Below are 25,855 nucleotides of genomic sequence, written 5' to 3'. Positions count from 1 at the left end.
ATGAGGCGGTGGTTCCTACACTGAAGCTCGGTCGGACGGCGTATCGGGGGGTATTCGTGCGAGGGGATCCAGACGACCCCAGGAATGGGCGGCCGTATTTCTTCCTCAGTTACGCGCACACACCGCGGAACGACTCCGAGATCGCCGGCCCCAACGCGTGGGTGAAAAAGCTCTACGACGGCCTGTGCGCGCACATCCTGGAGATGACGTCGTTACCCGTGGGTGCCAGGGCCGGATTCCTCGACCAGGGGATCGCGCTGGGCACCCGGTGGACGGACGAGCTGTCGGAGAACCTGGCCCGCTGCCAGGTGTTCGTGCCGCTGTACTCGCCCCGGTACTTCATCAGTGAACAGTGCGGCCGCGAGTGGTGGGCGTTCTCGCAGCGGGAGATCTACCGCCGCACCCTGCGCGGGGAGTCACGCGAGAGCGCCATCGTCCCCGCGTTATGGGTACCGGTGGAACTCGCCCAGCTTCCCCAGGTGGCCAAGGACCTCCAGTTCCAGCACGCGGACTTCGGGGAGGACTACGCGGCGGAGGGGTTCTACGGACTGACCAAGCTCAGTTATCTCAAGGACCAGTACGAACTCGCCGTCTACCGGCTCGCCCAGCGGATCGTGCGCGCCAGCAGGGCCATCGACCTGGAGGAAGGGCAGGTCTACCGGCAGTACGAGTCACTGCCCAGCGCCTTCGGGGACAGCGCCCACCTGCCCGAGTTCGACGTCACCGTGATCGCCCGCTCCCGGTCCGACCTGCCACCGGGCCGGGCGGCCGACTACTACGGCGACACCCCGCTCGAATGGAACCCCTACCATCCGGTCTCCACCCGCTCCCTCGCGGAGCACGCCGCCGACCTCGTCCGGGCCATGAACTACCGGGTCACCGTCAGCGACTTCGAGAACGAGTCGGACCGTATCCTCACCATGGGCCCGCCCACCACACCCGCCCTGCTGCTGCTCGACCGGTGGGCCCTGGACTCCCCGCGCGTGACGGAACTCATGGCTCAGCTGGCCGAGCGGCAGCGTCCCTGGATCAGCGTGATGATCCCGCAGCACCGGGACGACACCATCCCCCCGGAGCGGGACCGGCAGTTGCAGGAGCTCACCGACCGGGTGCTGGCCGCACGGCAGGTGGTCGGTTCGGGCCACCGGTCGCCCGGCGGTGCCATACGCACCCTGGAGGCCTTCCAGCTCGAACTCCAGAAGGCCGTACGACAGGCGGTCAACTACTACGAGGCCCATGCGAGAACCTATCCGCCGAAGGGGCCACCCATCGATCCCCCGCGGCTGCCCAGGCTGGGATCCCAGATCTGAGCGCGACGCCGGCCACCTGCGCGGACCCGCCCGCAGGACCCCGGCGCACACGGCACGAGGGAAGCGCAAGGCCTACACAGCGGAGGGCTCCATGACCGAGAACCGCAAGGGTTCAGTGATCACCTTCTACTCGTACAAGGGTGGGACCGGCCGGACCATGGCGCTCGCCAACGTGGCCTGGATCCTGGCCGCCAACGGGTATCGCGTGCTCGCCGTCGACTGGGACCTGGAGGCACCGGGTCTGCACAGGTTCTTCCACCCGTTCCTGAAGCCCTCGTTAATGCAGGCCACCCCTGGCCTGATCAACCTGATAGACGACTACCGCCGTGAGGCGCTGCGCGACCTGCCCGACCGCGAACCGGACTGGCACCGCCACTACGCCCGGGTCCGCCCGCACGCCCTCTCCCTGGACTGGGCCTTCCCCGAGCCCGGCAGCCTGGACTTCCTGTCGGCCGGCATGCGCCACCGCGACTACCCGATCGTCGGCAACATGGACTGGGACAGCTTCTACAACAGCTACGGCGGCGGGCAGTTCTTCGACGCGATGCGCGCGGACATGGAGCGCTACTACGACTTCACCCTGATCGACAGCCGCACCGGCCACAGCGACCTCGCCGACATCTGCACCGTGCAGATGCCCAGCACCCTGGTGGTCTGCTACACCCTCAGCGACCAGAGCATCGAGGGCGCCGCCGCCGTCGCCCAGCACATCGAGGAGCGGTACGACGACAAGGGCATCCGCATCCTGCCGGTCGCCATGCGCATCGACGACGGCGAGAAGGACAAGGTCGACGCGGGACGGGCGCTCGCCCGCGAACGCTTCGACGGCCTGCCGAGCGGCATGGACGCCGACGAACTCACCGCCTACTGGGGTTCGGTGGAGATCCCCTACCGCCCTTACTACGCCTACGAGGAGATCCTCGCCCCCTTCGGTGACCCGCCCAAGGTCGCCAGCTCCATGCTGACCGCCTGCGAGCGGCTGACCTCCGTCGTCACCGGGGGCCGGGTGACCTCACTGCCGGCCATGAACGAGGTCAAGCGCAACCAGTACGTCGCGGCCTACACCCGCCGCCGCCCCCTGCCGCCGTCGAAGCTGCTGTTGCAGTACGTCTCCGAGGACCGGATGTGGGCGGACTGGCTGGAGGCGGTGCTGCGCGAGGCACGCTTCGAGGTGACCTCCCAGGACCTGCGGTCGATGACGACCCTGGAGCTCGGCTCGGAGGCGGTGTCCGGCGGCTCGCAGCGGGCGCTCGCCGTGGTCTCCCCCGCCTTCCTGGGCTCGCGCACCGCGCAGGCCGCGTGGGAGGCCACCGTGCACTCGGGCGGCCCGAGCAAGCACCAGCCGGTCGCGCTGCGCGTCGGGGACGTCCAGCAGATCCCGTACGCGAGCCGGGGCGGCACCATCGACCTGGCCCGGCTGGACGAGGAGACGGCGACGGCCGCCCTGCTGACCGGTCTGGGCCGGCCCAGCTCGCCGCAGCCCTCCACCCGGCCGCACGGGGCCCGCTTCCCCAACAGCAGCACCAGTGTGTCCAACGTCCAGCCCCGCTACCCGTTCTTCACCGGCCGCTCCTCGATCCTGGAGCAGGTGCGCCGGCAGTTCGTCACCGTCGGGCCCGGCGGCGGGCTGCCCCAGGTGCTGCACGGTCTCGGCGGAGTGGGCAAGACCCAGCTCGCCCGTGAGTACGCCAACCGCTTCAAGCCCGACTACGACCTGGTCTGGTGGGTCGACGCCGAACAGCCCGACCTGGTCGCGCCCAAGCTCGCCGACCTCGGGCGGCGGCTCGCCCCGGGCATCGGCGACGACGTGTCCGAGGCCGCCGTGGCCGCGCTCCAGGCACTGCGGGCCGGGCGCCCGTACAAGCGCTGGCTGCTGGTCTTCGACAACGTCGAGGACCTGGACGAGGTGCTGAACCGCTTCAGCGACCAGACCGGACCGATCCCGGACGACGTCTACGGCCACCTCCTGGTCACCACCCGCACCAAGCCGACCTCGACCCGGGTGCGGACCGTGGAGGTCGAGGTCTTCACCCGGGAGGAGAGCGTCGAGCACCTGACCGCGCGCGTGCCGGGGCTGCGCGAGGAGGACGCGGCCCTGGTGGCCGAGGCGGTCGGCGACCTGCCCCTGGCGATCGAGGTCGCGGCGGCCTGGCTGGCGACCACGGCCACGCCCGTCGGCGAGTACATCGAGCAGCTGCGCGACCAGAGCACCCAGGTGCTGTCGGTCCAGGCCGCCGTCAACGCCGTGGAGTACCCGTCCTCGGTGGGCGCCACCTGGAACATCTCCGTGGCCCGGCTGCGCCACGAGTCACCGGCGGCGGCCCGCCTCCTCGAACTGTGCAGTTTCCTGTCCGCGGAGCCCATCTCGATGTCCCTGGTCGGCAGTGACGCGATGATCAAGGCCCTGCTGCCGTACGACAAGGACCTGCGCGCCCGTTACATGCTCGGCAAGGTCACCCAGGCGCTGAACCGGTTCGCGCTGGCCAAGGTCGACGCCACCGACAACTCCATCCAGGTGCACCGGCTGGTGCAGGCCGCGGTGCGCGACAGCATGGACCCGCGGGTGGCCGAGGACACCGTGCACGAGGTGCACCGCATCCTCGCCGCCATAAGGCCCTCCGAGGACGCGGTGGACGACCCCGCCAAGTGGCCCGAGTTCGAGGTGATCTGGCCGCACCTGGTCCCCTCCAACATCCGTGAGTGCGCCGAGGAGGAGCCCCGGCAGCTGATGGTGGACCGCATGCGCTACCTGTGGAAGCGCGGCGAACTCCATCTCGCGCGCACCCTGGGCACCCAGCTCGACGAGTTCTGGAGCACCGAGTTCGCGGACTCCAACGACGAGCAGATCCTCAACCTGCGGTTCGAGCTGGCCAACATCCTGCGCTCGCAGGGCGAGTACCAGGCCGCCCGGGAGATGGACGAGGACACCCTGGCCCGGCAGCGCCAGCTCCTCGACGACGGCCACCCGTCCCTGCTCATCACCTCCGGCAACGTGGCCGCCGACCTGCGGGCGCTCGGCCGTTTCAAGGAGGCGCTGGAGCTGGACCAGCGGAACTACAACGGGTTCCGGGAGATCTTCGGCGAGGATCACTCGCGGACCCTGCGCTCCGCCAACAACCTCGCCATCGACCACCGGCTCACCGGGGACAGCGAGGCCGCCCGGCGGCTCGACGAGGACACCGTGCGCCGCCGTACCGCGTTGGACGGCCCGCTGCACCCCTACACCCTCACCACCCGCAGCCACTACGCGCGCGACCTGCGGGAACTGGGCGAGTACGACGAATCCGTGGAGATCCTGCGGCAGGTGCGGGAGCTGTTCGGGCAGGTGCTCAACCCGTATGTGCCGGAGGTGCTGAGGGTGGACAAGAGCCTCGCGGTGTCGCTGCGCAGGGCGGGGCGGCACGCGGAGGCGTTGCAGCTGAGCGAGCAGACGTGGGAGACCCACACGCGCTACCGGGACCGGTACGGCCGCTCCATTCCCGAGGAGCTGGCCTGCGGGCTCAATCTCGCCGCCGACTATCTCGCGACCGATCCCGACCAGGGGGCGCAGCGGGCGGTACGGCAGGTCACCGAGGTGCTGGAGGGGTACCGGAACTCCTTCGGGCCCGAGCATCCGTTCACGATGTTCTGCATCAACAACCTGGCGACCTATCACCGGGCCCTCGGTGAGACGGCGACGGCCGCGGAGCTGGCGGAACAGGCTCACACCGCGCTCGCGGAGGCCCTCGGCAACGAGCATCCGGCCACCCTCAGCGCGGGGACCAGCCTGGCCAACGCCCTCGCCGACCTCGGCCGCCTGGAGGAGGCCGAGCACTGGGAGCGGCTCGCCGTGACGGGGCTGCGCAAACGGCTCGGTCCCACCCACCCCGACACGCTGGCCAGCATGGCCAACCTCGCGATCACGCTCCGCGCCCTGGGCCACGACAAGGAGGCCACCAGGCTCCACCAGGAGGCGGAGACGGAACTGGTCCAACGGCTGGGCGAGACGCATCCGCTGAGCGAGGCGACGACGGAGTGGCGGCGGATCGACCGGGATCTGGAGCCGCAGCAGGTGTGAGGGGGGTGGTCGTTGTGGGGCCGGCTCCGGGTCGGCCGGGGTGAGGCCGGCTCCGGGTCGGCTGGGGTCGGTGGGCAAGGCGTACGGTGCCGCGAGCCCAGCCGGTCCGCCGACGGAGTCACTCGTGGTGGGAAGCCCAGCCGATGAAGCGGGTCATGACGCGGAGGGCTCCGAAGTGGGCCGCGTCGGGTTCGACCTCGACGAGGGCGCCGGGGATGTTGCGGCCGAGCCAGCGGGTGTGTTCGACCGGGGCGAAGATGTCCTCCGCGCCGTGCCACAGGACGACGGGGGCGGTGATGCCCGAGAGGTCGAAGCCCCAGCCCGTGCTGAACGCCATCACGTCGTCCACCCAGCCGTCGGCGGAACTGCGCAGCCCCTCCGCGAAGTTGCGCTCCAGCATGGCCTGGATCCCGGCGTCCGCGACGATCCGGCGGTCCGACTCCGGCAGCCCGCTGCGCATCTCGGCGACGATGGCCGCGGGATCGGCGCGGATCGTCAGCGAACGCAGGCCCAGCGCGGCGGTGAGCCGGTGCCGGCCGGCCGCCGCGTTGACGTAGGCATGCACGTTGGCCTCGGTCATGCCGTCGAACCAGTCGAGATCGGCGGCGTCCGGAGGGGCGAGCCCGACCAGCGCCCCGGTCCGCGCCGCGCGCTCCGGGATCAGCGCCGCACAGGCCAGCGCGTGCGGGGCGCCCCCGGAGCGGCCCACCACACCGAACCGCCCGATGCCGAGCGCGTCGGCGATCAGGCGTACGTCCTCGGCGGCCGCGCTGACCGTACGGCCCACGCTGCGGTCCGAACCGCCGTATCCCGGACGGTCGAACGTGATCAGCCGGACCCCCATGCGGTAGAGGACCGAGGGCCGCGGGGCGGGGCCGAGCCGGCTCCCGGGGGTGCCGTGCAGCAGGAACACCGGACGCCCCTTGGGGTCCCCCCGCTCCTCGACCGACAGCCGCCGGCCGTCCCTCGCGCATACCGTCCACGCCATCGGCAGTCCCCCCACGGCCCGGCGTTCCCGTGACTCCGGCGACACAGCAGCCGGCCCCGGTCAGTATGCAGACCGGAAGCCCCCGGAGTCATGACATCGGATCACACCGCCATCAGCGGGGCGTCCTTCTTCCACTTCAGGATCTTGTCGAAGCTCACCACGGCCCCGCGGCGACCGGGTTTGTTGCCGATGTGGACGTGGTCGGCGAGTTCCTGGATGAGACACAGGCCCCGGCCGTTCTCCGCCTCGCCGGGCACCGGGCGCAGCGGCGGGACCGGCTGCGGGCGGGCGAATCCGGGACCGGAGTCGGTGACTTCGATACGGCACTTCTCGCCGTCGAGGTAGGCGGTGACCCGGTACGCCGTCGAGGAGTCCTGCTGCCCGCCGTGCTCCACCGCGTTGGCGCAGGCCTCGCTCAGAGCGAGGGAGAGGTCGTAGGAGACATCCGGATCGACACCCGCGGTCTCCATGGTGCCGAGCAGCAGGCGCCGGGCGAGCGGCACGCTCGCAGCCTCGCGCCGCAGATGGAGTGACCACCAGATGCTCATGCTGCTGCCTCCTGGCCGCGGCTCGACATACCGTTACGTATTGCCGCGTGCGCCCGGGTGTAAGCGCATCGTGGACGTGATGCCGCCCATATGGGCGATGTGCGGGCAGCGATGGACGGTGTATGTGGGGCAGGACGGACCAGAAGCGACCTTCCGGTCGTACCCCCCGTACGTCATCTTGTGGACCTGCCGTATGGCGCCGGTAAGCCCAGTGCGATGATGAGCCCGCCATGACTGCCCCCCACGCGCGTTCCGGAGCGGGTCTCCGGGTTCTGCGGGCCGCGGTGTTCGCCGCGGTCTGCGTCGTGCTGGCCGCGGCCGGTCACGCGATCGCCTCCTGCGCGACCGTCCCGCTGTGGACGCTCGGCGCGGGGTTCGCCGGGGCGGTCCTGGTCGTGGCGCCCCTCGCCGGGCGGGAGCGGTCCCTGCCGGGCATAGCGACCCTGCTGACCGTCGGACAGACCGTGCTGCACGTGCTGTTCGGGTGGGGGCAGCACGGTACGACCACGATGACGATGTCGTCGATGCCGCAGGCGTCCGACACCGCCCTGGTCCAGCAGGCCGCACGGCTGCTGTGCGGAACCACGGCGGCGGCGATCAGCCCGGCCCAGGCACAACGGCTCCTCGTCGAGGCCCGGCTGTATCCCGCGCCGGGGACCGGAGCCGGGACCGGCACGAGCACCGGCGCGGCGCACGCCATGACCGAGCCCTCCGGCTCCTCCGCCCTGTCGCTGCTGCCGTCCCTGCCGATGGTCCTCGGCCACGTCCTCGCGGCCGCAGCCGCCGGCTGGCTGCTGCGGCGCGCGGACCTGGCGCTGCTCCGCCTCACCGAGTTGTCCGCGTACTCGGCGCATTCGGTGGCGGAAGGGGTGCTCGTACGATCCCTGCGCGCGGCGCTCGCGCTGGTGCGCGCCCTGCGAGCCGGACTGCCGGGGGCGTCCGAGGTCGGGCCGCGTGCGCCGCTGACGGCGTCGTGCGCGCCGCACCGACCGCGCACCACGGCACTTCAGCACACGGTGATCCGCCGCGGGCCGCCGGTCGCCACCCGGCTCGTCCTCGCCGCCTGACGCGACGCGACCACCACTCCACCTCCCGAGGGACGTGACTAAGGGGCCGCCGTCGTGCGGCACGCGCGTGTACGCACGCGCATCCCTGTTCACCGGAACCCTTTTCGAACCGGAGTGCCCTTCATGAAGGCTTCTCGTCTCGCCGTCACCGGCGCCGTCGCCGCCACCGCCGTGGTTGTCCTGTCCTCGCCCGCCTTCGCGCACGTCAGCGTGCAGGCCGAGGGCACCGCCGCCAAGGGCGGCTACGCGGTGGTGGACTTCAAGGTCCCCAACGAGCGTGACAACGCCTCCACCACCAAGCTCGAAGTCGCCTTCCCGACCGACCACCCGCTGGCCTCGGTCATGCCGGAGCCGATGCCGGGCTGGAAGATCGAGGTCACCAAGTCCAAGCTCGCCAAGCCCCTGAAGCTGCACGGCGAGCAGATCACCGAGGCCGTCTCCAAGGTCACCTGGACCGCCACCGGCAAGGACGGCGGCATCCGGCCCGGCTACTTCGAGAAGTTCCCCCTCTCCGTCGGCGCCCTGCCCGAGGACGCCGACGAACTGGTCTTCAAGGCGATCCAGACGTACTCGAACAAGGAGGTCGTGCGCTGGATCGAGGTCCAGGAGGACGGCGCGGAGGAGCCCGAGGCGCCGGCTCCCGTCCTCGCCCTGTCCGCGGCCTCCGAGGACGGACACCACGGCTCGACGGCCGCCGAGCAGGCGGACGCCAAGACCGAGAACGCCGCCGCGACCACCGAGGCCGCCCCCGCCGACAGCAGTGACACCACCGCCCGCGTGCTCGGCGTGGTCGGCATCGTCGTCGGCGCCCTGGGCGTGGCGTACGGCGTGCTCGCCGGCCGTCGGCGCAGCGACGCCTGACCCCGTTCCGCGGAGGTGCGCCGGGGTCGTAGGGACCCCGGCGCACTCCAGAACCCTTACATCTGGGACATTCTGATATGCGTAAGAAGATGTTCGCCGCGGCCGCCCTGGTCGCCGCCGCCACCCTCACCCTCTCCGCCTGCGGCAGCGGTGACGACAGCTCCTCGCCCGTCTCCGTCGTCTCCGAGGAGGCCGGCTCGGACAAGGCCGCCACCGTCCTCGACCAGCCGTTCGAGAAGCCGGACCTGGTCCTCACCGACACCAAGGGCCAGAAGTACGACCTGCGGGCCGCGACCAAGGGCCGGCCCACCCTGATCTACTTCGGCTACACCCACTGCCCCGACATCTGCCCGCTGACGATGAACAACATCGCCGTCGCGAAGAAGCAGCTGCCGAAGTCCGAGCAGGACAAGCTGTCCGTCGTGTTCGTCACCACCGACCCGGCCCGCGACACCCCCGCCGAGCTCGGCAAGTGGCTCAAGGGCATCGACTCCCAGTTCGTCGGCCTGACCGGTGACTTCGCCACCATCCAGGCGTCCGCCCGCACCCTCGGCATCTCCATCGAGCCGACCCACAAGGACAAGAAGACCGGCAAGACCGTCTCGGTGCACGGCACCCAGGTCATCGCCTTCTCCCCGAAGACCGACGCGGGGTACGTCCTGTACGGCGAGGACGCCACCGTCGACGACTACACCAAGGACCTGCCCAAGATCATCAAGGGACAGAACCCGTGAGGCGTACGGCGATGTCGGCGGCCGCCCTCGCCGGGGCCGGCGTTCTCGCCCTGGTCGGCGCCCTCGTCCTGGCCGGCTGCTCGGACGCCGACGCCTCCGCGAAGGACCTCACCGTCTCCGGCGCCTACATCCCGCAGCCCGTCTCCGCCGACATGGCCGCCGGCTTCCTGACCATCTCCAACCCCGGCTCGTCGCAGGACGAGCTGACCTCGGTGACCAGTGACGACGGCGCCATCACGATGCACGAGACCACCGGCGGCACGATGGAGGAGGTCTCCCGCCTGCCCGTCCCGGCCCACGGTCAACTCGTGTTCAAAAGCGGCGCCAACCATCTGATGTTCGACAAGCTGAAGCGCAAGCCCGAACAGGGCCAGACGATCACCGTCGAACTGCACTTCGCCCAGTCCGACCCCGTCGTCGTGAAGATGCCGGTGAAGTCGGCGACGTACGTCCCCACGACCGGACACTGAGGGAGGGACCACCTTGACGCAGACCATCGCCCCCCGCGTCCGGACCCTGGTGCTGCTGCTCCTGGCCACGGCCGGTCTGCTGCTGACCACGGCCGGACCCGCCTCCGCGCACGCCGCGCTCACCGGCAGCGACCCCCAGCAGGGGGTGGTGGTCGACAAGGCACCCGACCAGGTCTCCCTGACCTTCTCCGAGAAGGTCGCCCTGTCGGACAACTCGCTGCGGGTCCTCGACCCCAAGGGCAAGGCCGTCCAGCAGGGCAAGCCGTTCGAGGTCGGCGGCACGACCTACGCCGTCAAGGTGCACAGCGGCCTGCCCGACGGCACCTACACCGTCACCTACCAGGTCGTCTCCGCCGACAGCCACCCCGTCGCCGGCGCCTTCACCTTCTCCGTGGGCGCCCCCTCCGTCACCTCCGTCTCGGTCTCCGGGGAGACCGCGGGCGGCGGAGTCGTCGGCTGGCTGTACGGCTTCGGCCGGTACATGTCGTACGCCGGTTTCATCGTGCTGGTCGGCGGCGCCGCCTTCGTGCTGGCCTGCTGGCAGCGCGGCGCCGGAGTGCGGCCCATGCAGCGGTTCGTCGTCGGCGGCTGGCTCACGCTCACCTCGGCCACCCTGCTGCTGCTCCTGCTGCGCGGCTCCTACACGGGCTCCGGGAAGCTCGGGGACGTCTTCGACCTGGACCTGCTCGGCAACGTCCTGCAGACCAAGTCGGGCGCGGCCCTCGTCTCCCGGCTGCTGCTGCTCGCGGCCGCCGCCCTGTTCATCTCCGTGCTCTTCGGCGCCTACGACAAGCGCGAGGACGAGGAGAAGCGGGACCTCACCTTCGGGCTCGCGATCGGCGGGACCGTCGTCGCGGCCGGACTCGCGGCCAGCTGGGCGATGGCCGAACACGCCTCGGTCGGGCTCCAGACGGGCATCGCGATGCCCGTCGACGTCCTCCATCTGCTCGCCGTCGCCACCTGGCTCGGCGGACTGAGCGCGCTGCTCGTCGCGCTGTACCGGTCGGACGCGCCGGTCGAGTCGGCCGCCGTACGCCGGTTCTCCCAGGTCGCCTTCGGCAGCGTGGTCACGCTGGTGGCGACCGGCGTCTACCAGTCGTGGCGACAGCTCGGCTCCTGGTCGGCGTTCACCGAGACCCGGTACGGGCAGCTGCTGCTGGTCAAGATCGGCCTGGTGGCGGTGCTGGTCGGCATCGCGTTCATCTCACGGCGCTGGACGGCCCAGCTGGCCGACACCGTCGTACGACCGGGCAAGCGGGCACCTCAGAAGGAGCGGGTGGCCGCGAGCGCCTCCGGCTCTGCCAAGGAGGCCGGCGGTGCCAAGGACTCCGGCGCCGCGAAGAAGGCCGGTGGCGCCAAGGGCGGCGGCTCCAAGCGGGCCGCTCAACTCGCCCGGCAGCAGGCCGCGATGGACACCGCCCGGCAGAAGCGGACGCGGGACGCCGATCCGCACCGGTTCGGACTGCGCCGCTCGGTGCTCGCCGAGGCGGGTGTCGCGGTCGTCCTGCTGGCCGTCACAACCGTGCTGACGCAGACCGAACCCGGCCGTACCGAGGAGGAGGCCAAGGCGGCCAAGGCGGCTGCCTCGTCTTCCTCCTCCTCGACCTCGGGTCAGGCCGGGTCCGGGGCCGTGACCCTGGACATGTCCTTCGACACCGGCGGCACGGACGGCAAGGGCGTCGTGACAGTCGACGTCGACCCGGCACGCGTGGGCGGCAACGAGATGCACGTCTACGTCCAGCGGCCCAACGGCCGCGCCTTCGACATCCCCGAGGTGAAGGTCGCCCTCACCCTGGAGGCGAAGAAGATCGGGCCGCTGGCCATCACCCCCGACCACATCACCACCGGCCACTGGTCGGCGAGCAACGTGCAGATCCCCATGGCCGGCGACTGGAAGATCGCCGTGACCGTGCGGACCTCCGACATCGACCAGACGACCGTCTCCAAGAACGCGCAGATCGGCTGACCCGCACCATGGCTGAACCGTCCCTCCCCGTCGTCGACCCAGGCGCCTCGGCGGATGAGAACCCCTCCTCGGGACCGGGCATCTCACGGCGTGCCCTGCTCGGCACCGCCGGCGCCACCGGGCTCGTGCTCGGCGCGGCCGGCGGGGCCGTGGGCTATGCGGCCGCGCCCGCTGCGGCGACTCCGCTGACCTCCGTGGGCAGCACCGAGGTGATGTTCCACGTGAAACATCAGCCCGGCATCACCGAGGGCCTCCAGGCGCGCGGCCACCTCGTCGCCTTCGACCTGGCGGCGGGTGCGGGCCGCAAGGAGGCCGCGGCGCTGCTGCGTCGCTGGTCGGAGACGGCTCGCAGGCTCATGGCCGGGGAGCCCTCCGGGTCCGACGACACCGATGTCGCCCGGGACGCCGGGCCCTCGTCCCTGACGGTGACCTTCGGCTTCGGGCACAGCTTCTTCTCCCGGACCGGGCTGGAGAAGCAGCGCCCGGTCGCCCTCGACCCACTGCCCGACTTCTCCTCCGACCACCTCGACAAGGCCCGCAGCGACGGTGACCTGTGGGTGCAGATCGGCGCCAACGACGCCCTGGTCGCCTTCCACGCCCTGCGCGCGATCCAGAAGGACGCGGGCAGCGCGGCGAAGGTCCGCTGGCAGATGAACGGCTTCAACCGCACCCCGGGCGCCACGGCCCACCCCATGACGGCCCGCAACCTCATGGGCCAGCTGGACGGCACCCGCAATCCCAAGCCGAGCGAGCCCGACTTCGACGAGCGGATCTTCGTCCCGGCCTCCGGCGCGAAGGACCCGGCGTGGATGGCCAACGGCTCCTACGCGGTCGTACGACGGATCCGGATGCTGCTCGACGACTGGGAGAAGCTGTCGCTCGGGGCCCAGGAGGCCGTCATCGGGCGCCGGAAGGCCAACGGGGCCGCACTGTCCGGGGGCACCGAGACCACCGCGATGGACCTGGAGAAGACGGACGCCAAGGGGGATCTGGCGGTGCCGATCAACGCACACGCCCGTATCACCCGGCCCGACCAGAACGGGGGTGCGGCCATGCTCCGCCGCCCGTTCTCCTTCCATGACGGCATCGACACGGACGGCGTGCCGGACGCCGGGCTCCTGTTCGTCTGCTGGCAGGCCGACCCGCTGCGCGGCTTCGTCCCGGTCCAGCGCAAGCTCGACCGGGGCGACGCGCTCTCCCAGTTCATCCGGCACGAGTCCAGCGGACTGTTCGCGGTGCCGGGCGGCGCGGCGGAGGGGGAGTACGTGGGGCAGCGGCTGCTGGAGGGGTGAGGTCACGCAGGTTCACCCGGTCGTGAGACGGGCGGGCTCCGTTCCACAAGGGCCATTAGGGTGAGGTCATGCCAGCGAGCTATGCCTATCTCGGCCCTGAGGGCACCTTCACGGAAGTCGCGCTGCGGAGGCTTCCCGAGGCGGCGACCCGGGAGCTGATCCCGTACGTGTCGGTCCAGTCCGCGCTGGACGCGGTGCGCGCGGGTGAGGCCGAGGCGGCGTTCGTGCCGATCGAGAACTCCGTCGAGGGCGGCATCACCACCACCCTCGACGAACTGGTCGCGGGCGCCCCGCTGATGATCTACCGCGAGGTGCTGCTGTCGATCACCTTCGCGCTGCTGGTCAGGCCGGGCACCAGGCTCACGGACATCAAGACGGTCTCCGCGCACCCGGCCGCCCAGCCGCAGGTGCGCAACTGGCTGAAGAAGAACCTCCCGGACGTCCACTGGGAGTCGGCCGCCTCGAACGCGGACGCGGCCCGGCTGGTCCAGGAGGGTCAGTACGACGCGGCCTTCGCGGGGGAGTTCGCGGCCGCCCGGTACGGCCTTCAGGCACTGGAGACCGGGATCCACGACGCCGAGAACGCGCAGACGCGGTTCGTGCTGGTCGGCCGTCCGGCCCGGCCCGCCGCTCCGAGCGGCGCCGACAAGACGTCCGTGGTGCTGTGGCAGCGCGACGACCACCCCGGCGGGCTGCGCGACCTGCTGGGCGAGTTCGCCACCCGCGGTATCAACCTGATGCTGCTCCAGTCCCGGCCCACCGGCGCCGGTATCGGCAACTACTGCTTCTGCATCGACGCCGAGGGCCACATCACCGACCGCCGGGTGGCGGAGGCGCTGATGGGGCTGAAGCGGATCTGCCGCGAGGTGCGGTTCCTCGGTTCGTACCCGCGTGCGGACAAAGGACAGGAAGACCTGCTGGCGCCGCTGCCCGGCACCTCGGACCAGGAGTTCATGGCGGCCGCGGACTGGGTGGCGCGGTGCCAGGACGGGCGCTTCTGACCTGTCTTACCTGCAGATTTTAGTTATCCACAGGAGTTATCCACAGGCGAGCTTCTCGACCTGGGGACAAGTCGACACCAGAGCGCGACCCTGTCGACAAATCGGCGTACAGATCCCTCCGGCGTCCACGCTCGCGCACATCACCCTTCGTCCATTCTTTTCCCTTGCGTAACCCTTTGGAGTGACCGCTTTCCACTCAAAAGTAGGGGTAGACAGGGGTTTGCGCCGGGAATCCTCGTCGTGATCCCCATGTTTCGGAGTGATCAATTCCGGAGTCCACAGATCCTCCGCACAGCCTGTGGATAACTTTCCCGGGGTGTGGATTCCTGTGGACAACGGTCCGCCAATTCCCGCCCCGCACAAGGGAGTCGAGTCAACCCGACTCCTCGCACCTGCTTCGTCCCGGGGATCCGGGGCGCCTTTCATTGACACGTTCCGCAATTCCCCCATAACGGAACGTAAGCCATTATTTGGTGCGGACCCGAATAGTGAGTCGTGGGCCGTATCCCTGCACCGGTAGCCTTGGCCGCGTGATTGACCTTCGCCTGCTCCGTGAGGACCCCGACCGAGTGCGCGCGTCCCAGCGCGCCCGTGGAGAGGACGTCGCCCTCGTCGACGCCCTCCTGTCTGCCGACGAGCGGCGCAGGTCGTCCGGCGTCCGCTTCGACGAGCTGCGTTCCGAGCAGAAGAGCCTCGGCAAGCTCATCCCCAAGGCCACTCCGGAGGAGCGCGCCGAGCTCCTCCAGAAGGCGGAGCAGCTCAAGGCGGACGTCAAGGCCGCCGAGGCCGCACAGAACGACGCCGACGAGGAGACCAAGCGCCTCGCCGCGCAGCTCGGCAACCTCGTCCACCCCGACGTCCCGGTCGGCGGCGAGGAGGACTTCGTCGTCCTGGAGACGCACGGCACCATCCGCGACTTCGGCGCCGAGGGCTTCGAGCCCAAGGACCACCTGGAGCTCGGCGAGGCGCTGGGCGCCATCGACGTCGAGCGCGGCGCCAAGGTGTCCGGCTCGCGCTTCTACTACCTGACCGGCGTCGGCGCCCTCCTGGAGCTCGCCCTCGTCAACGCGGCGATCGCCCAGGCCACCGAGGCCGGCTTCACCCCGATGCTCACCCCCGCGCTGGTCCGCCCGCGCGCGATGGAGGGCACCGGCTTCCTCGGCCAGGCCGCGGAGAACGTCTACCACCTGGAGAAGGACGACTACTACCTGGTCGGCACCTCCGAGGTCCCGCTCGCCGCGTACCACATGGACGAGATCCTGGACGCGGACAAGCTGCCGCTGCGCTACGCCGGCTTCTCGCCGTGCTTCCGCCGCGAGGCCGGCACCTACGGCAAGGACACCCGCGGCATCTTCCGCGTGCACCAGTTCGACAAGGTCGAGATGTTCTCCTACGTCGCCCCCGAGGACGCGGAGAACGAGCACAAGCGGCTCCTGGAGTGGGAGAAGCAGTGGCTCACCGGTCTCGAGCTGCCGTTCCAGGTCATCGACGTGGCCTCCGGCGACCTCGGTGCCTCCGCCTCCCGCAAGTACGACTGCGAGGCGTGGATCCCGACCCAGGGCAAGTACCGCGAGCTGACCTCGGCCTCCAACTGCGACAGCTTCCAGGCCCGCCGCCTGGCCGTCCGCATGCGCGACGGCAAGAAGGTCCAGCCGCTGGCGACGCTCAACGGCACGCTGTGCGCCGTACCGCGCACCATCGTGGCGATCCTGGAGAACCACCAGCTGGCCGACGGATCGGTCCGGGTTCCCGAGGTGCTGCGGCCGTACCTGGGCGGTCGGGAACTGCTGGAGCCGGTCGCCCGGTGAGCTTCCCCTACCGGCTGGTCGCGACCGACCTCGACGGCACGCTCCTGCGCTCCGACGAGTCGGTCTCCCAGCGCAACCGGGACGCGCTCGCCGCGGCCACCGCGGCGGGCGCCGCCCACATCGTCGTGACGGGACGCGGTGTCCGCTGGACGCGGCACATCCTGGACGACCTCGGCTACCAGGGCCTCGCGGTCTGCGGACAGGGCTCGCAGGTGTACCACGCCGGCGAGCACCGTCTGCTGACCTCGGTGACGCTGGACCGGCAGCTGGCCGCGGTGGCCCTCGCGAAGATCGAGGCGGAGATCGGCCCGCTGTTCCTGGCGGCGAGCCGCAGCGGCCTCGACGGAGACGTGCTGGTCGGGCCGGGGTACTCGGTGACGGGCGCGCTTCCGTCGATTCCGTTCACGGACGCGTCCGACCTGTGGGCGGCCCCGCTGAGCAAGATCTACATCCAGCATCCGGAGCTGTCGGACGACGAGCTGGCACAGGCCTCGGTGCGGGCCGCGGGCGGCTTCGTCTCGGTCGCGCTGGCGGGCCAGGGCATCGTGGAGCTGCTCCCGCTGGGCCTGACGAAGGCGACCGGCCTGTCCCTGGCGGCCCGCCGCCTGGGTCTGAAGGCCGCGGACACGATCGCCTTCGGCGACATGCCCAACGACATCCCGATGTTCGCCTGGGCGTCCTACGGCGTGGCGATGGCGGACGCCCACGAGGAGCTCAAGGCGGTCGCCGACGAGGTGACGTCCTCCCACGAGGAGGACGGGATCGCGGTGGTGCTGGAGCGTCTGCTGGGCTGACGGTCACGGCCGGACCCGCCACGCCGCGGGCCTGGCCGCCGGGGCCCAACCGGTCGACGGGCGAGCTCTGCCGGCCCGACGGCCGCGGCAGCACCGAGCGGAACCCCTTCGTGACCTGCTCCGGCAGAAGCGCGGCTGAGTCCCAGTGACAACGTCTCGCGGAGGATGCACGGATCGAACGTGCGCGGGCTTTTCAACCCGACCATGGCTTAGCAAGCCAGTGCCTTACCACTCGGCCAATCCTCCGGGTGGGCGGCCTCACGCGAGAGCGACATCGCGTGCTCGAAGCGGCCGCCCCGGGCAGGTCCTGCGGTGGACTCGACGGTGGCGTAACTACACCGGAGTCCTCCGCGGGCTGCCCCGACGGGAGCTGGACGTACTGTCGTGCATGGACATCGTCCGGCTCCTCTCCCAGATCGTGGGGAACGACAACCATCGTGCCCGGACGCCGGGTTGGGCGCCACCGAATAAAACGGCCGGGTGTTCGAACTACCGGCGTCCCCACCGCTTGCGGCGCCTGCTGAAGAACCAGCCCGCGGGCGGCTCGTCGGAGCGCCAGGGCTGCGGCTCGGGGGACTCCTGGCGCCACCGCGCGGCGAGCATACGGGCGCGGGCAGACGGCTCGGAGGTCTCGGCGGAGCGTATGAAGTCCTCGTCCAGCACGAGGTCGTCCCAGTCGTCTGCCATGCCCGTCCCTTTCAACTCGCAGCCGGACGTCCACCTTTGTCCAGTGTGCCCGGACAGAGGTGAAGCCCCTGTCAATAAGCCCCGCATCAGGCGCAGCGCCCGTTACTCCTCGCCCGCCAGCGTCAGCGACCGCAGCTTCTGTCCCGCGTACCAAGTGGCGAGGACGGTCACCACGACCAGCAGCACCGTGGCCGTCGGCAGGCCGACGTCCGAGGTGACCAGGTCCCCGCCCGCGACCTTGTGGGCGACGGCCAGCGACCACTGCTGGACGCTCAGGGTGCGCGCCCCGGCGACCAGGGAGCCGAACAGGGCCTCCCAGACCAGCGCGTAGACGAGCCCGAAGACCACCGCGTGCCGCGACACCGTGCCCAGCAGCAGGAAGAGCGCGGCGTAGGCGATCGAGGAGACCAGCGCGGCCACCGTGTAGGCGACGGCGATCTGCTGGCCGTTGCCGTTGAGGATCAGGCCGGCGATGAAGGTGGGCAGCGCCGAGAACACCATCGTGACGGCGATCGCCACGATCAGCTTGGTGAAGATGATCGTCGGCCGCTTGACCGGCTTCGACAGCAGGTACACCACCGAGCCGTCGTCGATCTCCGGACCGATCGCGCCGGTGCCCGCGATGACACCGATGATCGGCACCATGGTGGCGAGCGCGAGCCCGCCGAGCAGGTCGGAGGCGGTCTGGTCGTCGGCGCCCACCAGGGCGCGCACGATCACGGAGATCACGATCAGCAGGACGGGCAGCGCGGCCAGGATGAGGGCCCGGCGGCGGCCGAGCAGGGCCCGGTAGGTGAGTCGGGCGACTGTGGGGTCGTACATCTTCGGCCTCCTACGCCGCGACGAGATACGAGAAGACGGACTCGAGGGACTCGTCGGACGGCGAGACCGTGAGCAGCCGGATGCCCTGGTCGCGCGCGACCCGGGGCAACAACGCGGTGAAACGGCCGAAGTCCACGGCCTGGATGTGCAACGCGCCCTCGGCCAGGTCGACTTCGATGCCGGACGTCGACGGGTCCGCGATCAGCGCGGCGGCGAGGGCGCGGTCGTCGCTGGAGCGCACCAGGTAGCGGTGCGGGCGGTCCGTCATCAGGCGGCGGATCTTGCGGAAGTCACCGCTGGCCGCGTGCCGTCCGGCCACGACCACCTCGATGTGCCAGGCGAGCTGCTCGACCTCTTCGAGGATGTGGGAGGAGAACAGGACCGTGCGACCCTCGTTGCCCATGCGCCTGAGCAGGTCCATGAGCTGCATGCGCTGACGTGGGTCCATGCCGTTGAACGGCTCGTCGAGCAGGAGCAGCGACGGGTCGTGGACCAGGGCGGACGCCATCTTCACGCGCTGGCGCATGCCCTTGGAGTACGTGGAGATCTTGCGGTCCTGCGCGTACTCCATCTCGACCGTGGCCAGCGCCTTCTGGGCCGCCTTGGCGCCGAGTCCGTGCAACTCGGCGTTGGCGACGACGAATTCGCGGCCGGTGAGGAAGTCGTACATCGCCTCGCGCTCGGGGACGATGCCGATGTGCCGGTAGATCGCCTCGTTGCGCCACACCTGCTGTCCGTCGAGGGTGACGGTGCCGGTGGAGGGGGCGAGGAAGCCGCCCATCATGTTGATGAGGGTGGACTTTCCGGCGCCGTTGGGGCCGAGCAGGCCGGTGACACCGGGGCCGATCGTCATGGTGATGTCGTTGACGGCGACCACGTTGCCGAACCAGCGGGAGACGTGGTCGATCTGGAGCGTGGTCACAGTCCCACCTTCTTGTAGCGGCGCAGCAGGAGGCCGTAGCTCGCGGCGATCAGGCCGAGGACGGCGAGGACGTAGACGACCCCTTCGCCGTTGCTCGGGCCCACCGCGCCGGGGAACGCCGAGCTCGCGCCGAGGAACGCGGACTGGAGTCCGTCGATGAGGGTGACCGGCGAGAACAGGCCGATCCACGGGATGGCGCTGCCGCTGCCCTGGGCGTCGGCGATGGCCTGGAGGGTGGAGACCGCGCCGTAGGAGATGGTCATGACGGCGATCACGGCGGCGATGCCAAAGCCGCGGCGCGGGGTGACGGACGCGATGACCAGGCCGATGCCGGCGAAGAGCAGCGAGAGCAGTGCCACGGAGACGAGTCCCTGCCCGAAGCCCTTGGTCTGGTCGGCGAAGTCGAGTTTGGCCAGCAGGGCGCCGACATAGAGCACGATCAGCGGTGCGGCGGTCAGGATGAACATCGCCGAGGCCAGCGCCGCGTACTTGGCGCGGACGTAGTCGGCGGTCTCGATGGGCCGCGAGAAGTACAGCGGCACGGTCTTGAAGCGCAGGTCGCGCGAGACGGACTGGGGGGCCTGCGAGGCGACGTACAGGCTGATGACGGCCTGCATGATGATCGCGTAGCGGGTGTAGTCGACGGGCAGGTCGTTGGCCTTGGTGGCGACCGCGACGGCGACCATGATGGCTGCGGGCACGCACATCACGACGAACAGCAGCATCGGCAGCACCTTGGACTTCACCGAGCGGCCGAGGCCGTAGGCGCCGCGCAGGGACTGCGAGTACAGCGAGCGGGTGGCGTAGGAGCGGCCGAGGCGCGGGCCGTCGTAGCTGCGGTAGCCGATGTTGTGGATGCGGGTCTGGTCGCCCGAGGGGGCGGTGACCGGGTGCTCAACTGCCATGGCCGACGGCCTCCTTCCGCTTCTGGTCGTCGCTCGCGTCCTCGCTGGTGAAGACTTCCGAGATGTGGTGCCTGCGCTGCTCCATGCGCACCAGGCCGAGACCGAGGTCGGCGACGACGTCCCTGACGACGTCGTAGGTCTCCTCGCCCTGCGCGGTCAGCAGCAGGATGTGGCCGGCGCCCGGCAGGCCGCTGGTGGAGTCGAGGACCTCCACCCCGCGCGCGTGGAGCGCCTCGCGCACCGCGCGGGTGCCGTCCGGGTGCTCGTCGGTGTCGGTGACCTCGACCGCGAGGGTGGTCGTGGTCTGGGTGAAGTCGGTGGTGGAGCTGGAGCGCAGCAGCTTGCCGCCGTCGATGACGACCACGTGGTCGCAGGTGCGCTCCAGCTCGCCCAGCAGGTGCGAGGTGACCAGGACCGAGATGCCGAAGTCGGTGTAGATGCGCCGGATCAGGCCCAGCATGTCGTCGCGGCCGACCGGGTCGAGGCCGTTGGTCGGCTCGTCGAGGAAGACCAGCTGCGGGTCGTGGACCAGGGCCTGGGCGAGCTTCACGCGCTGCTTCATGCCGGTCGAGTAGCCGCCGATGGGGCGGTAGCGCTCCTCGTACAGGCCGACATGGCGCAGGGTGTCCGCGGTGCGCTCGCGTGCGGCGGTGGGCGGCAGGCCGGACATGCGGGCCATGTGCACGACGAACTCGGTCGCCGAGACGTCCGGCGGCAGGCAGTCGTGCTCCGGCATGTAGCCGACGCGCTCGCGGATGGCGGCGCCCTTGGTCGCGACGTCGAGCCCGAGCACTTCGGCGCGGCCCTCGGAGGCGGGGGACAGACCCAGCAGGATCTTGATCATGGTGGACTTGCCGGCTCCGTTGGCTCCGACGAGTCCGGTCACACCGGGTCCGACGTCCAAGGAGAGCCGGTCAAGCGCGGTCACCCGGGGGAACCGCTTGCTCAGGCTTTCGGTCGCGATCACAGTCACGTCATCGAATGTAGTGACGTGGACCACGCCGGTCGTCACTCCGTAGAGCTGTCTCGGCATCAGACTCCAGGCGTACGGGCACCTAGGGGTCACCCTGAGGTCGAACAACGCGGCCCGGGTTTTCCACATCGGCAAGGTTTTCCACAGCCCGACCGGGCCCTATTGACGCAGCCTCCAACGACTGTCACATTCGCCAGTGTCACGTTACGGACACGTACCGCGGTCGACAGGACGGGGGCGGCATGGCGACGGCAGTGCACGACGGACTCTCCGTACGGCTCAGGGGGTTCAAGAAGGTCCAGCGGCTCGCGTACGAGTGCGCGGAAGCCGTCGCGGCCCGCCTGGAGCCCGGCACGACCGAGCGGCAGGCCGCCCGGATGCAGCGCGAGTGGCTGCGCGAGCGAGGCGTGCGGGACTGGTTCCACCTGCCCTTCGCCTGGTTCGGGGACCGCACCGCGTTCACCGGCTTCCGCGTCCCGCTGCAGTTCTTCCCCACCGACCGCCGGCTGGCGCCCGGGATGCCGTTCATCCTGGACATGGCCCCCGTGTACGAGGGCTTCACCGCCGACATCGGTTACTCCGGCGCGCTCGGCGTCCACCCCGTCCAGGACCGGCTGATGGCCGACCTGGAGGCACATCGCGAGCTGATCCTGCGCGAGGTCCGCGAGCGGCGGCCGCTGCGCGAGATCTACGAGGACGTGGACCGCCTCATGGTCCGCCAGGGCTACGCCAACCGGCACCGCGCCTACCCCTTCGGCGTGATCGCACACAAGGTCGACCAGGTCAAGCAGCGCCGCTGGTCGCCGCACCTCTTCGGGTTCGGCACCCAGTCCCTCAAGGGCCTCGCGGCCGACGCCCTGCACGGCCACCGCGAAGGCTGGTCGCCCCTGTGGTCGCCGTACCGCTTCTCCGACCACCCGCCGCGGCCGGGCCTGTGGGCGGTCGAACCCCACCTCGGATTCCGGGGCACGGGCGCGAAGTTCGAGGAGATCCTGGTCGTCACCGACTCCTCGGACCCCGAGCAGAGCGCCTTCTGGCTGGATGACGATCTGCCGCACGTGCGGCGCTGGGCAAAGGAGAAGTGACCTTGCTGGACGGAGCACGCGAACGCCGGGTACGGACCGGCGGCATCGAGCTGTGCGTGGCCGAACTCGGAGACCCGCGGCACCCGACCGTGGTCCTGGTGCACGGCTACCCGGACAGCAAGGAGGTCTGGTCCGAGGTCGCCGCCCGCCTCACCGACCGTTTCCACGTCGTCCTCTACGACGTCCGCGGCCACGGCCGCTCCACGGCACCGAAGCCACTGCGCGGCGGCTTCACCCTGGAGAAGCTCACGGACGACTTCCTGGCCGTCGCGGACGCCGTCAGCCCGGACCGGCCGGTGCACCTGGTCGGGCACGACTGGGGCTCGGTGCAGGCCTGGGAGTTCGTCACCGTCGCACGCACCGAGGGCCGGATCGCCTCCTTCACCTCGATGTCCGGCCCCTGCCTCGACCACTTCGGGCACTGGATCGACACCCGCCTGAAGCGCCCCACCCCGCGCCGGATCGGTCAGCTCCTCGGCCAGGGCGCCAAGTCCTGGTACGTGTACGCGCTGCACACCCCGACCCTTCCCGAACTGGCCTGGCGCGGCCCGCTCGGCAAGGCCTGGCCGCGTCTCCTGGAGCGCGTCGAGAGGGTCCCCGCCAACGGCTACCCGACCGCCTCGCTGCCCACCGACGCGGCCCACGGAGCCTGGCTGTACCGGGACAACATCCGCTCCCGGCTGCGCCGCCCGCGCACCGACGCCTACGCACACGCGCCCGTGCAGCTCATCACACCCCTGGGCGACGCCTTCCTCTCCGAGCGGCTCTACGACGAACTCGACCACTGGGCCCCGCGGCTGACCCGGCGCACCCTCCCCGCCAAGCACTGGATCCCCCGCTCCCGCCCCGACCAGCTGACGGCGTGGATCACGGAGTTCGTGACCTCCGTCGAAGGAGGCCGGACCACCGTGAAGGCCACCGGCAAGTACGCCGACCGGTTCGGCGGCCAGCTCGTCCTCGTCACCGGCGCCGGCAGCGGCATCGGACGGGCCACCGCGTTCGCCTTCGCCGAGGCCGGCGCGCGCGTGGTGGCCGTCGACCGGGACGCCGAGTCCGCCACCCGCACCGCCGAACTGTCCCGGCTCATCGGCGCGTCCGAGGCCTGGGCGGAGACCGTCGACGTCTCCGACGAACAGGCCATGGAGAAACTCGCCGACAAGGTCGCCGCCGAGTACGGCGTGGTGGACGTCCTGGTCAACAACGCCGGGATCGGCCTCGGCGGCCCCTTCCTCGACACCAGCGTCGAGGACTGGAAGAAGGTCCTCGACGTCAACCTGTGGGGCGTCATCCACGGCTGCCGCCTCTTCGGCCGACAGATGGCCGAGCGCGGACAGGGCGGCCACATCGTCAACACCGCCTCCGCGGCCGCCTTCCAGCCCTCCAGGGCCCTGTCCGCCTACGGCACCTCCAAGGCGGCCGTCCTCATGCTCAGCGAGAGCCTGCGCGCCGAACTGGCGGGCCGGGGGATCGGAGTGAGCGCCATCTGCCCCGGCTTCGTCAACACCAACATCACCTCCACCGCGCGCTTCGCGGGCGTCGACGCCGACGAGGAGAAACGCCGCCAGAAACGCACGGCCCGCCTCTACGGACTGCGCAACTACCCGCCGGAGAAGGTCGCCGACGCGATCCTGCGCGCAGTCGTGCGCAACCAGGCCGTCGTACCCGTCACCCCCGAGGCCCGGGGCGCGCACGCCCTCGCGCGCTGGGCGCCGAAAGCGCTCCGGGCGCTCGCCCGGCTGGAGCCGCCGCTGTGAGCCACGAGATCGCTCCGCGCCGGGTGTCCTTCGACTGGTCCCGCACACCCCTGCACTGGATCCCCGGCGAGCCCACCGCCACCCACGTCATCAACGTGCTGCACCTGCTGCTGCCCGCGGGGGAGCGCTGGTTCGTCAAGGTCTTCAAGGAAGGCCTGCCCCTGGTCCGGGACGCCGGACTCCGCGCCGACGTCAAGGGGTTCATGGGCCAGGAGGCCACCCACAGCGTCCAGCACGCGCACGTACTGGACCACCTGGCCGCGCAGCGGCTCGACACCGCCGACTTCACCCGGCACGTCGACTTCCTCTTCGAGCGGCTCCTCGGTGAGCACCCGCCCCTGGGCGCTCCCCTGCCCGCGCGTGAATGGCTGCGTTTCCGGCTCTCCGTCGTCGCCGCCATCGAACAGTTCACGGCCGTGCTCGGCGACTGGGTCCTGGCCGCCGACGGTCTCGACCGGGCCGGCGCCGACGAGGTCATGCTCGACCTGCTGCGCTGGCACGGCGCCGAGGAGGTCGAACACCGCGCGGTCGCCTTCGACATGTACCAGCACTGCGGCGGCACCGGCACCGCCCGCTACGCCCGCCGCGTCGCCGGCATGGCGGTGACCGCCCCCGTGATGCTGTACCTGTGGGTATGGGGCACGGCCTACCTGATGCGGCACGACCCACAGCTCGCCGGGCGGCCGCGCTACTCCCTCAAGGAGCACGACAGGGCCGTACGGAAAGGCCTGCTGCCGGCCTGGCGGGAGCTCGGCGCGGCGATACCGCGGTACCTCCGGCGGTCCTACCACCCTTCGCGCGAAGGGTCGTTGAGCCGGGCGGTGGAGTATCTGAAGCGGTCCCCGGCGGCAAGGGGGGCCGCGTGAGCGACACCTCCGCCTACCGCATCGAGGACCTCGCCCACCGCAGCGGCGCCACCGTCCGCACCATCCGCGCCTACCAGGACCGCGGCCTGCTCCCCCGCCCGGAGCGCCGCGGCCGCGCCAACATCTACACCGACACCCACCTCGCCCGGCTGCGCCAGATCGCCGACCTCCTCGACCGCGGGTACGGCCTGGCCTCCATCAAGGAGCTCCTGGAGGCCTACGATTCCGGCCGCGGACTGCGCGGGGTGCTCGGCCTGGTCGCCGAGGTCGACGGCCCGTGGACCGACGAGGAGGCCGGCCGGATCTCCCGCGCCGAGCTGGACGCACGCTTCGGCGGGGTCCCCGACGAGGCAGCGGTCGCCGAGGCGGTGGAGCTCGGCGTCCTGGAACCGGTGCCCGGCGACGACGACTTCTTCCTCGTGCCGAGTCCCCAAGAGCTGGCTGTGGCGGTCGAGTTGCACGCTGCCGGGGTCCCGCTCTCCGCGATCTCGGGCCATCTGCGGGAGTTGAGGGGACAGGTGGAGCACATCGCCGCCCGTTTCCTGGAGTTCACCACCGAGCACGTCTTCGCCCGCTACCTCCAGGGCCCCGACGCACCGAGCGACGCGCAGGCGGCGGAAGCGGCCTCACTCGTACGACGGCTGCGGCCGCTCGCCCAGCAGACGGTGGACGCGGAACTCGCGCGTGCGATGAGGCTGTTGGCGGTACGGCAGCTGCGGCAGCACCTGGGCTCCGGAGAGGGGGCCGGGGGGCGCCCGGCGTCACGTTCCGTGGCCGTGCCCGAGGAGACGATGCGGGCGGTGGAGGGGCTGGTTGGGGCGGAGCGGGCGGCGGAGTTCTTCGTGCTGGCGGCTGAACGGGAGGTGCGGGCAAGGGCGTTGGATGCGCTCACGTCAAATGGAGTGCCCCCAGTCGATCTTGACGAAGAGGGCTGACATGACAGGG

22 protein-coding genes and 1 tRNA gene are annotated in these 25,855 nt (G+C 70.7%); 15 read left to right on the top strand and 8 right to left on the bottom strand.

Annotation, left to right across the window (positions count from 1 at the left end):
• The first annotated feature begins 8 nt into the window (after nt 1-8).
• Nucleotides 9-1,310: a TIR-like protein FxsC gene (locus ACFULQ_RS17580; protein ID WP_383544420.1), complete on the top strand. Its 1,302-nt coding sequence runs from the start codon at nt 9-11 to the stop codon at nt 1,308-1,310.
• 91 nt (nt 1,311-1,401) lie between these two features.
• Nucleotides 1,402-5,367 carry an FxSxx-COOH system tetratricopeptide repeat protein gene (fxsT, locus tag ACFULQ_RS17575; RefSeq protein WP_383544418.1) on the top strand — a complete coding sequence of 1,322 codons (3,966 nt, stop codon included), beginning with the start codon at nt 1,402-1,404 and terminating at the stop codon, nt 5,365-5,367.
• A 118-nt stretch (nt 5,368-5,485) separates the two neighbouring features.
• On the opposite strand, the gene ACFULQ_RS17570 is transcribed toward fxsT, so the two are convergent.
• Both ACFULQ_RS17570 and ACFULQ_RS17565 read right to left on the bottom strand, forming a co-directional pair.
• A complete protein-coding gene (locus ACFULQ_RS17570) occupies nt 5,486-6,355 on the bottom strand; it encodes an alpha/beta fold hydrolase (protein ID WP_383544416.1) in 870 nt (289 codons plus the stop codon).
• Nucleotides 6,356-6,456: 101 nt separating this feature from the next.
• Nucleotides 6,457-6,903, bottom strand: a complete 447-nt coding sequence (locus ACFULQ_RS17565) for an ATP-binding protein (protein WP_383544414.1) — start codon at nt 6,901-6,903, stop codon at nt 6,457-6,459.
• A gap of 230 nt (nt 6,904-7,133) precedes the next feature.
• On the opposite strand from ACFULQ_RS17565, the gene ACFULQ_RS17560 reads away from it, so the two are divergent.
• From ACFULQ_RS17560 to ACFULQ_RS17520, 9 genes are all read left to right on the top strand, one after another.
• Nucleotides 7,134-7,970: a hypothetical protein gene (locus tag ACFULQ_RS17560; RefSeq protein ID WP_383544412.1), complete on the top strand. Its 837-nt coding sequence runs from the start codon at nt 7,134-7,136 to the stop codon at nt 7,968-7,970.
• 123 nt (nt 7,971-8,093) lie between these two features.
• Entirely contained in the window at nt 8,094-8,831 is a 738-nt protein-coding gene (locus ACFULQ_RS17555; RefSeq protein ID WP_383544409.1) for a YcnI family protein, read from the top strand.
• A 77-nt stretch (nt 8,832-8,908) separates the two neighbouring features.
• Nucleotides 8,909-9,565 (top strand): SCO family protein, encoded by a 657-nt coding sequence (locus tag ACFULQ_RS17550; protein WP_383544406.1) that lies wholly within the window; start codon nt 8,909-8,911, stop codon nt 9,563-9,565.
• 11 nt (nt 9,566-9,576) lie between these two features.
• Nucleotides 9,577-10,035 carry a copper chaperone PCu(A)C gene (locus ACFULQ_RS17545; RefSeq protein WP_383544449.1) on the top strand — a complete coding sequence of 153 codons (459 nt, stop codon included), beginning with the start codon at nt 9,577-9,579 and terminating at the stop codon, nt 10,033-10,035.
• A 13-nt stretch (nt 10,036-10,048) separates the two neighbouring features.
• Complete coding sequence (locus ACFULQ_RS17540) at nt 10,049-12,001, top strand: copper resistance CopC/CopD family protein (protein WP_383544403.1); 1,953 nt, start codon at nt 10,049-10,051, stop codon at nt 11,999-12,001.
• Nucleotides 12,002-12,009: 8 nt separating this feature from the next.
• Entirely contained in the window at nt 12,010-13,293 is a 1,284-nt protein-coding gene (efeB, locus tag ACFULQ_RS17535) for an iron uptake transporter deferrochelatase/peroxidase subunit (RefSeq protein WP_383544400.1), read from the top strand.
• A 68-nt stretch (nt 13,294-13,361) separates the two neighbouring features.
• Nucleotides 13,362-14,294 (top strand): prephenate dehydratase, encoded by a 933-nt coding sequence (gene pheA / locus ACFULQ_RS17530; RefSeq protein ID WP_383544397.1) that lies wholly within the window; start codon nt 13,362-13,364, stop codon nt 14,292-14,294.
• 530 nt (nt 14,295-14,824) lie between these two features.
• A complete protein-coding gene (gene serS, locus ACFULQ_RS17525) occupies nt 14,825-16,102 on the top strand; it encodes a serine--tRNA ligase (RefSeq protein ID WP_383544394.1) in 1,278 nt (425 codons plus the stop codon).
• On the top strand, nt 16,099-16,896 hold the full coding sequence (locus tag ACFULQ_RS17520; protein ID WP_383544392.1) for an HAD family hydrolase: 798 nt from the start codon (nt 16,099-16,101) through the stop codon (nt 16,894-16,896). Before serS ends, ACFULQ_RS17520 begins: the two co-directional genes overlap by 4 nt.
• Nucleotides 16,897-17,055: 159 nt before the next feature.
• On the opposite strand, the gene ACFULQ_RS17515 is transcribed toward ACFULQ_RS17520, so the two are convergent.
• The 6 genes from ACFULQ_RS17515 to ACFULQ_RS17490 form a co-directional block, all read right to left on the bottom strand.
• Nucleotides 17,056-17,142 (bottom strand) — tRNA-Ser (locus ACFULQ_RS17515).
• A gap of 243 nt (nt 17,143-17,385) precedes the next feature.
• Complete coding sequence (locus tag ACFULQ_RS17510; RefSeq protein ID WP_383544389.1) at nt 17,386-17,583, bottom strand: hypothetical protein; 198 nt, start codon at nt 17,581-17,583, stop codon at nt 17,386-17,388.
• Nucleotides 17,584-17,685: 102 nt separating this feature from the next.
• The gene (locus ACFULQ_RS17505; RefSeq protein ID WP_383544387.1) at nt 17,686-18,405 is read right to left on the bottom strand and encodes an ABC transporter permease; all 720 of its coding nucleotides are present in this window, start codon (nt 18,403-18,405) and stop codon (nt 17,686-17,688) included.
• A 10-nt stretch (nt 18,406-18,415) separates the two neighbouring features.
• Nucleotides 18,416-19,327, bottom strand: a complete 912-nt coding sequence (locus ACFULQ_RS17500) for an ABC transporter ATP-binding protein (RefSeq protein WP_383544384.1) — start codon at nt 19,325-19,327, stop codon at nt 18,416-18,418.
• A complete protein-coding gene (locus tag ACFULQ_RS17495; protein WP_383544383.1) occupies nt 19,324-20,232 on the bottom strand; it encodes an ABC transporter permease in 909 nt (302 codons plus the stop codon). Before ACFULQ_RS17495 ends, ACFULQ_RS17500 begins: the two co-directional genes overlap by 4 nt.
• Entirely contained in the window at nt 20,222-21,199 is a 978-nt protein-coding gene (locus tag ACFULQ_RS17490; RefSeq protein WP_383544446.1) for an ABC transporter ATP-binding protein, read from the bottom strand. Before ACFULQ_RS17490 ends, ACFULQ_RS17495 begins: the two co-directional genes overlap by 11 nt.
• A gap of 248 nt (nt 21,200-21,447) precedes the next feature.
• Here ACFULQ_RS17490 and ACFULQ_RS17485 point away from each other — a divergent pair, with 248 nt between their 5' ends.
• Genes ACFULQ_RS17485 through ACFULQ_RS17470 form a run of 4 tightly spaced genes read left to right on the top strand, consistent with a single transcriptional unit; the run spans nt 21,448 to nt 25,845 of the window.
• Entirely contained in the window at nt 21,448-22,290 is an 843-nt protein-coding gene (locus ACFULQ_RS17485; protein WP_383544380.1) for a M24 family metallopeptidase, read from the top strand.
• Nucleotides 22,287-24,044, top strand: coding sequence for an SDR family oxidoreductase (locus tag ACFULQ_RS17480; protein ID WP_383544378.1), 1,758 nt, complete (start codon nt 22,287-22,289; stop codon nt 24,042-24,044). Before ACFULQ_RS17485 ends, ACFULQ_RS17480 begins: the two co-directional genes overlap by 4 nt.
• Complete coding sequence (locus tag ACFULQ_RS17475; RefSeq protein WP_383544375.1) at nt 24,041-24,910, top strand: metal-dependent hydrolase; 870 nt, start codon at nt 24,041-24,043, stop codon at nt 24,908-24,910. Before ACFULQ_RS17480 ends, ACFULQ_RS17475 begins: the two co-directional genes overlap by 4 nt.
• Nucleotides 24,907-25,845: a MerR family transcriptional regulator gene (locus ACFULQ_RS17470; protein ID WP_383544373.1), complete on the top strand. Its 939-nt coding sequence runs from the start codon at nt 24,907-24,909 to the stop codon at nt 25,843-25,845. Before ACFULQ_RS17475 ends, ACFULQ_RS17470 begins: the two co-directional genes overlap by 4 nt.
• The last annotated feature ends 10 nt before the right edge of the window (nt 25,846-25,855 follow it).

The sequence above is a fragment of the Streptomyces sp. NPDC057253 genome, from assembly GCF_042669125.1.
Classification (GTDB): domain Bacteria; phylum Actinomycetota; class Actinomycetes; order Streptomycetales; family Streptomycetaceae; genus Streptomyces.
The sequence above is the reverse complement of the archived record's forward strand: the minus strand, read 5'-3'. Positions and strand labels throughout refer to the sequence as shown.

Bases quoted from the DNA above. Each gene is read 5' to 3' on its own strand.
- fxsT (WP_383544418.1), top strand. From the start codon at position 1,402: ATGACCGAGAACCGCAAGGGTTCAGTGATCACCTTCTACTCGTACAAG.
- ACFULQ_RS17485 (WP_383544380.1), top strand. From the start codon at position 21,448: ATGGCGACGGCAGTGCACGACGGACTCTCCGTACGGCTCAGGGGGTTC.
- ACFULQ_RS17505 (WP_383544387.1), bottom strand. From the start codon at position 18,405: ATGTACGACCCCACAGTCGCCCGACTCACCTACCGGGCCCTGCTCGGC.
- ACFULQ_RS17570 (WP_383544416.1), bottom strand. From the start codon at position 6,355: ATGGCGTGGACGGTATGCGCGAGGGACGGCCGGCGGCTGTCGGTCGAG.
- pheA (WP_383544397.1), top strand. From the start codon at position 13,362: ATGCCAGCGAGCTATGCCTATCTCGGCCCTGAGGGCACCTTCACGGAA.
- efeB (WP_383544400.1), top strand. From the start codon at position 12,010: ATGGCTGAACCGTCCCTCCCCGTCGTCGACCCAGGCGCCTCGGCGGAT.
- ACFULQ_RS17560 (WP_383544412.1), top strand. From the start codon at position 7,134: ATGACTGCCCCCCACGCGCGTTCCGGAGCGGGTCTCCGGGTTCTGCGG.
- ACFULQ_RS17510 (WP_383544389.1), bottom strand. From the start codon at position 17,583: ATGGCAGACGACTGGGACGACCTCGTGCTGGACGAGGACTTCATACGC.
- ACFULQ_RS17550 (WP_383544406.1), top strand. From the start codon at position 8,909: ATGCGTAAGAAGATGTTCGCCGCGGCCGCCCTGGTCGCCGCCGCCACC.
- ACFULQ_RS17565 (WP_383544414.1), bottom strand. From the start codon at position 6,903: ATGAGCATCTGGTGGTCACTCCATCTGCGGCGCGAGGCTGCGAGCGTG.
- ACFULQ_RS17545 (WP_383544449.1), top strand. From the start codon at position 9,577: ATGTCGGCGGCCGCCCTCGCCGGGGCCGGCGTTCTCGCCCTGGTCGGC.
- ACFULQ_RS17555 (WP_383544409.1), top strand. From the start codon at position 8,094: ATGAAGGCTTCTCGTCTCGCCGTCACCGGCGCCGTCGCCGCCACCGCC.
- ACFULQ_RS17495 (WP_383544383.1), bottom strand. From the start codon at position 20,232: ATGGCAGTTGAGCACCCGGTCACCGCCCCCTCGGGCGACCAGACCCGC.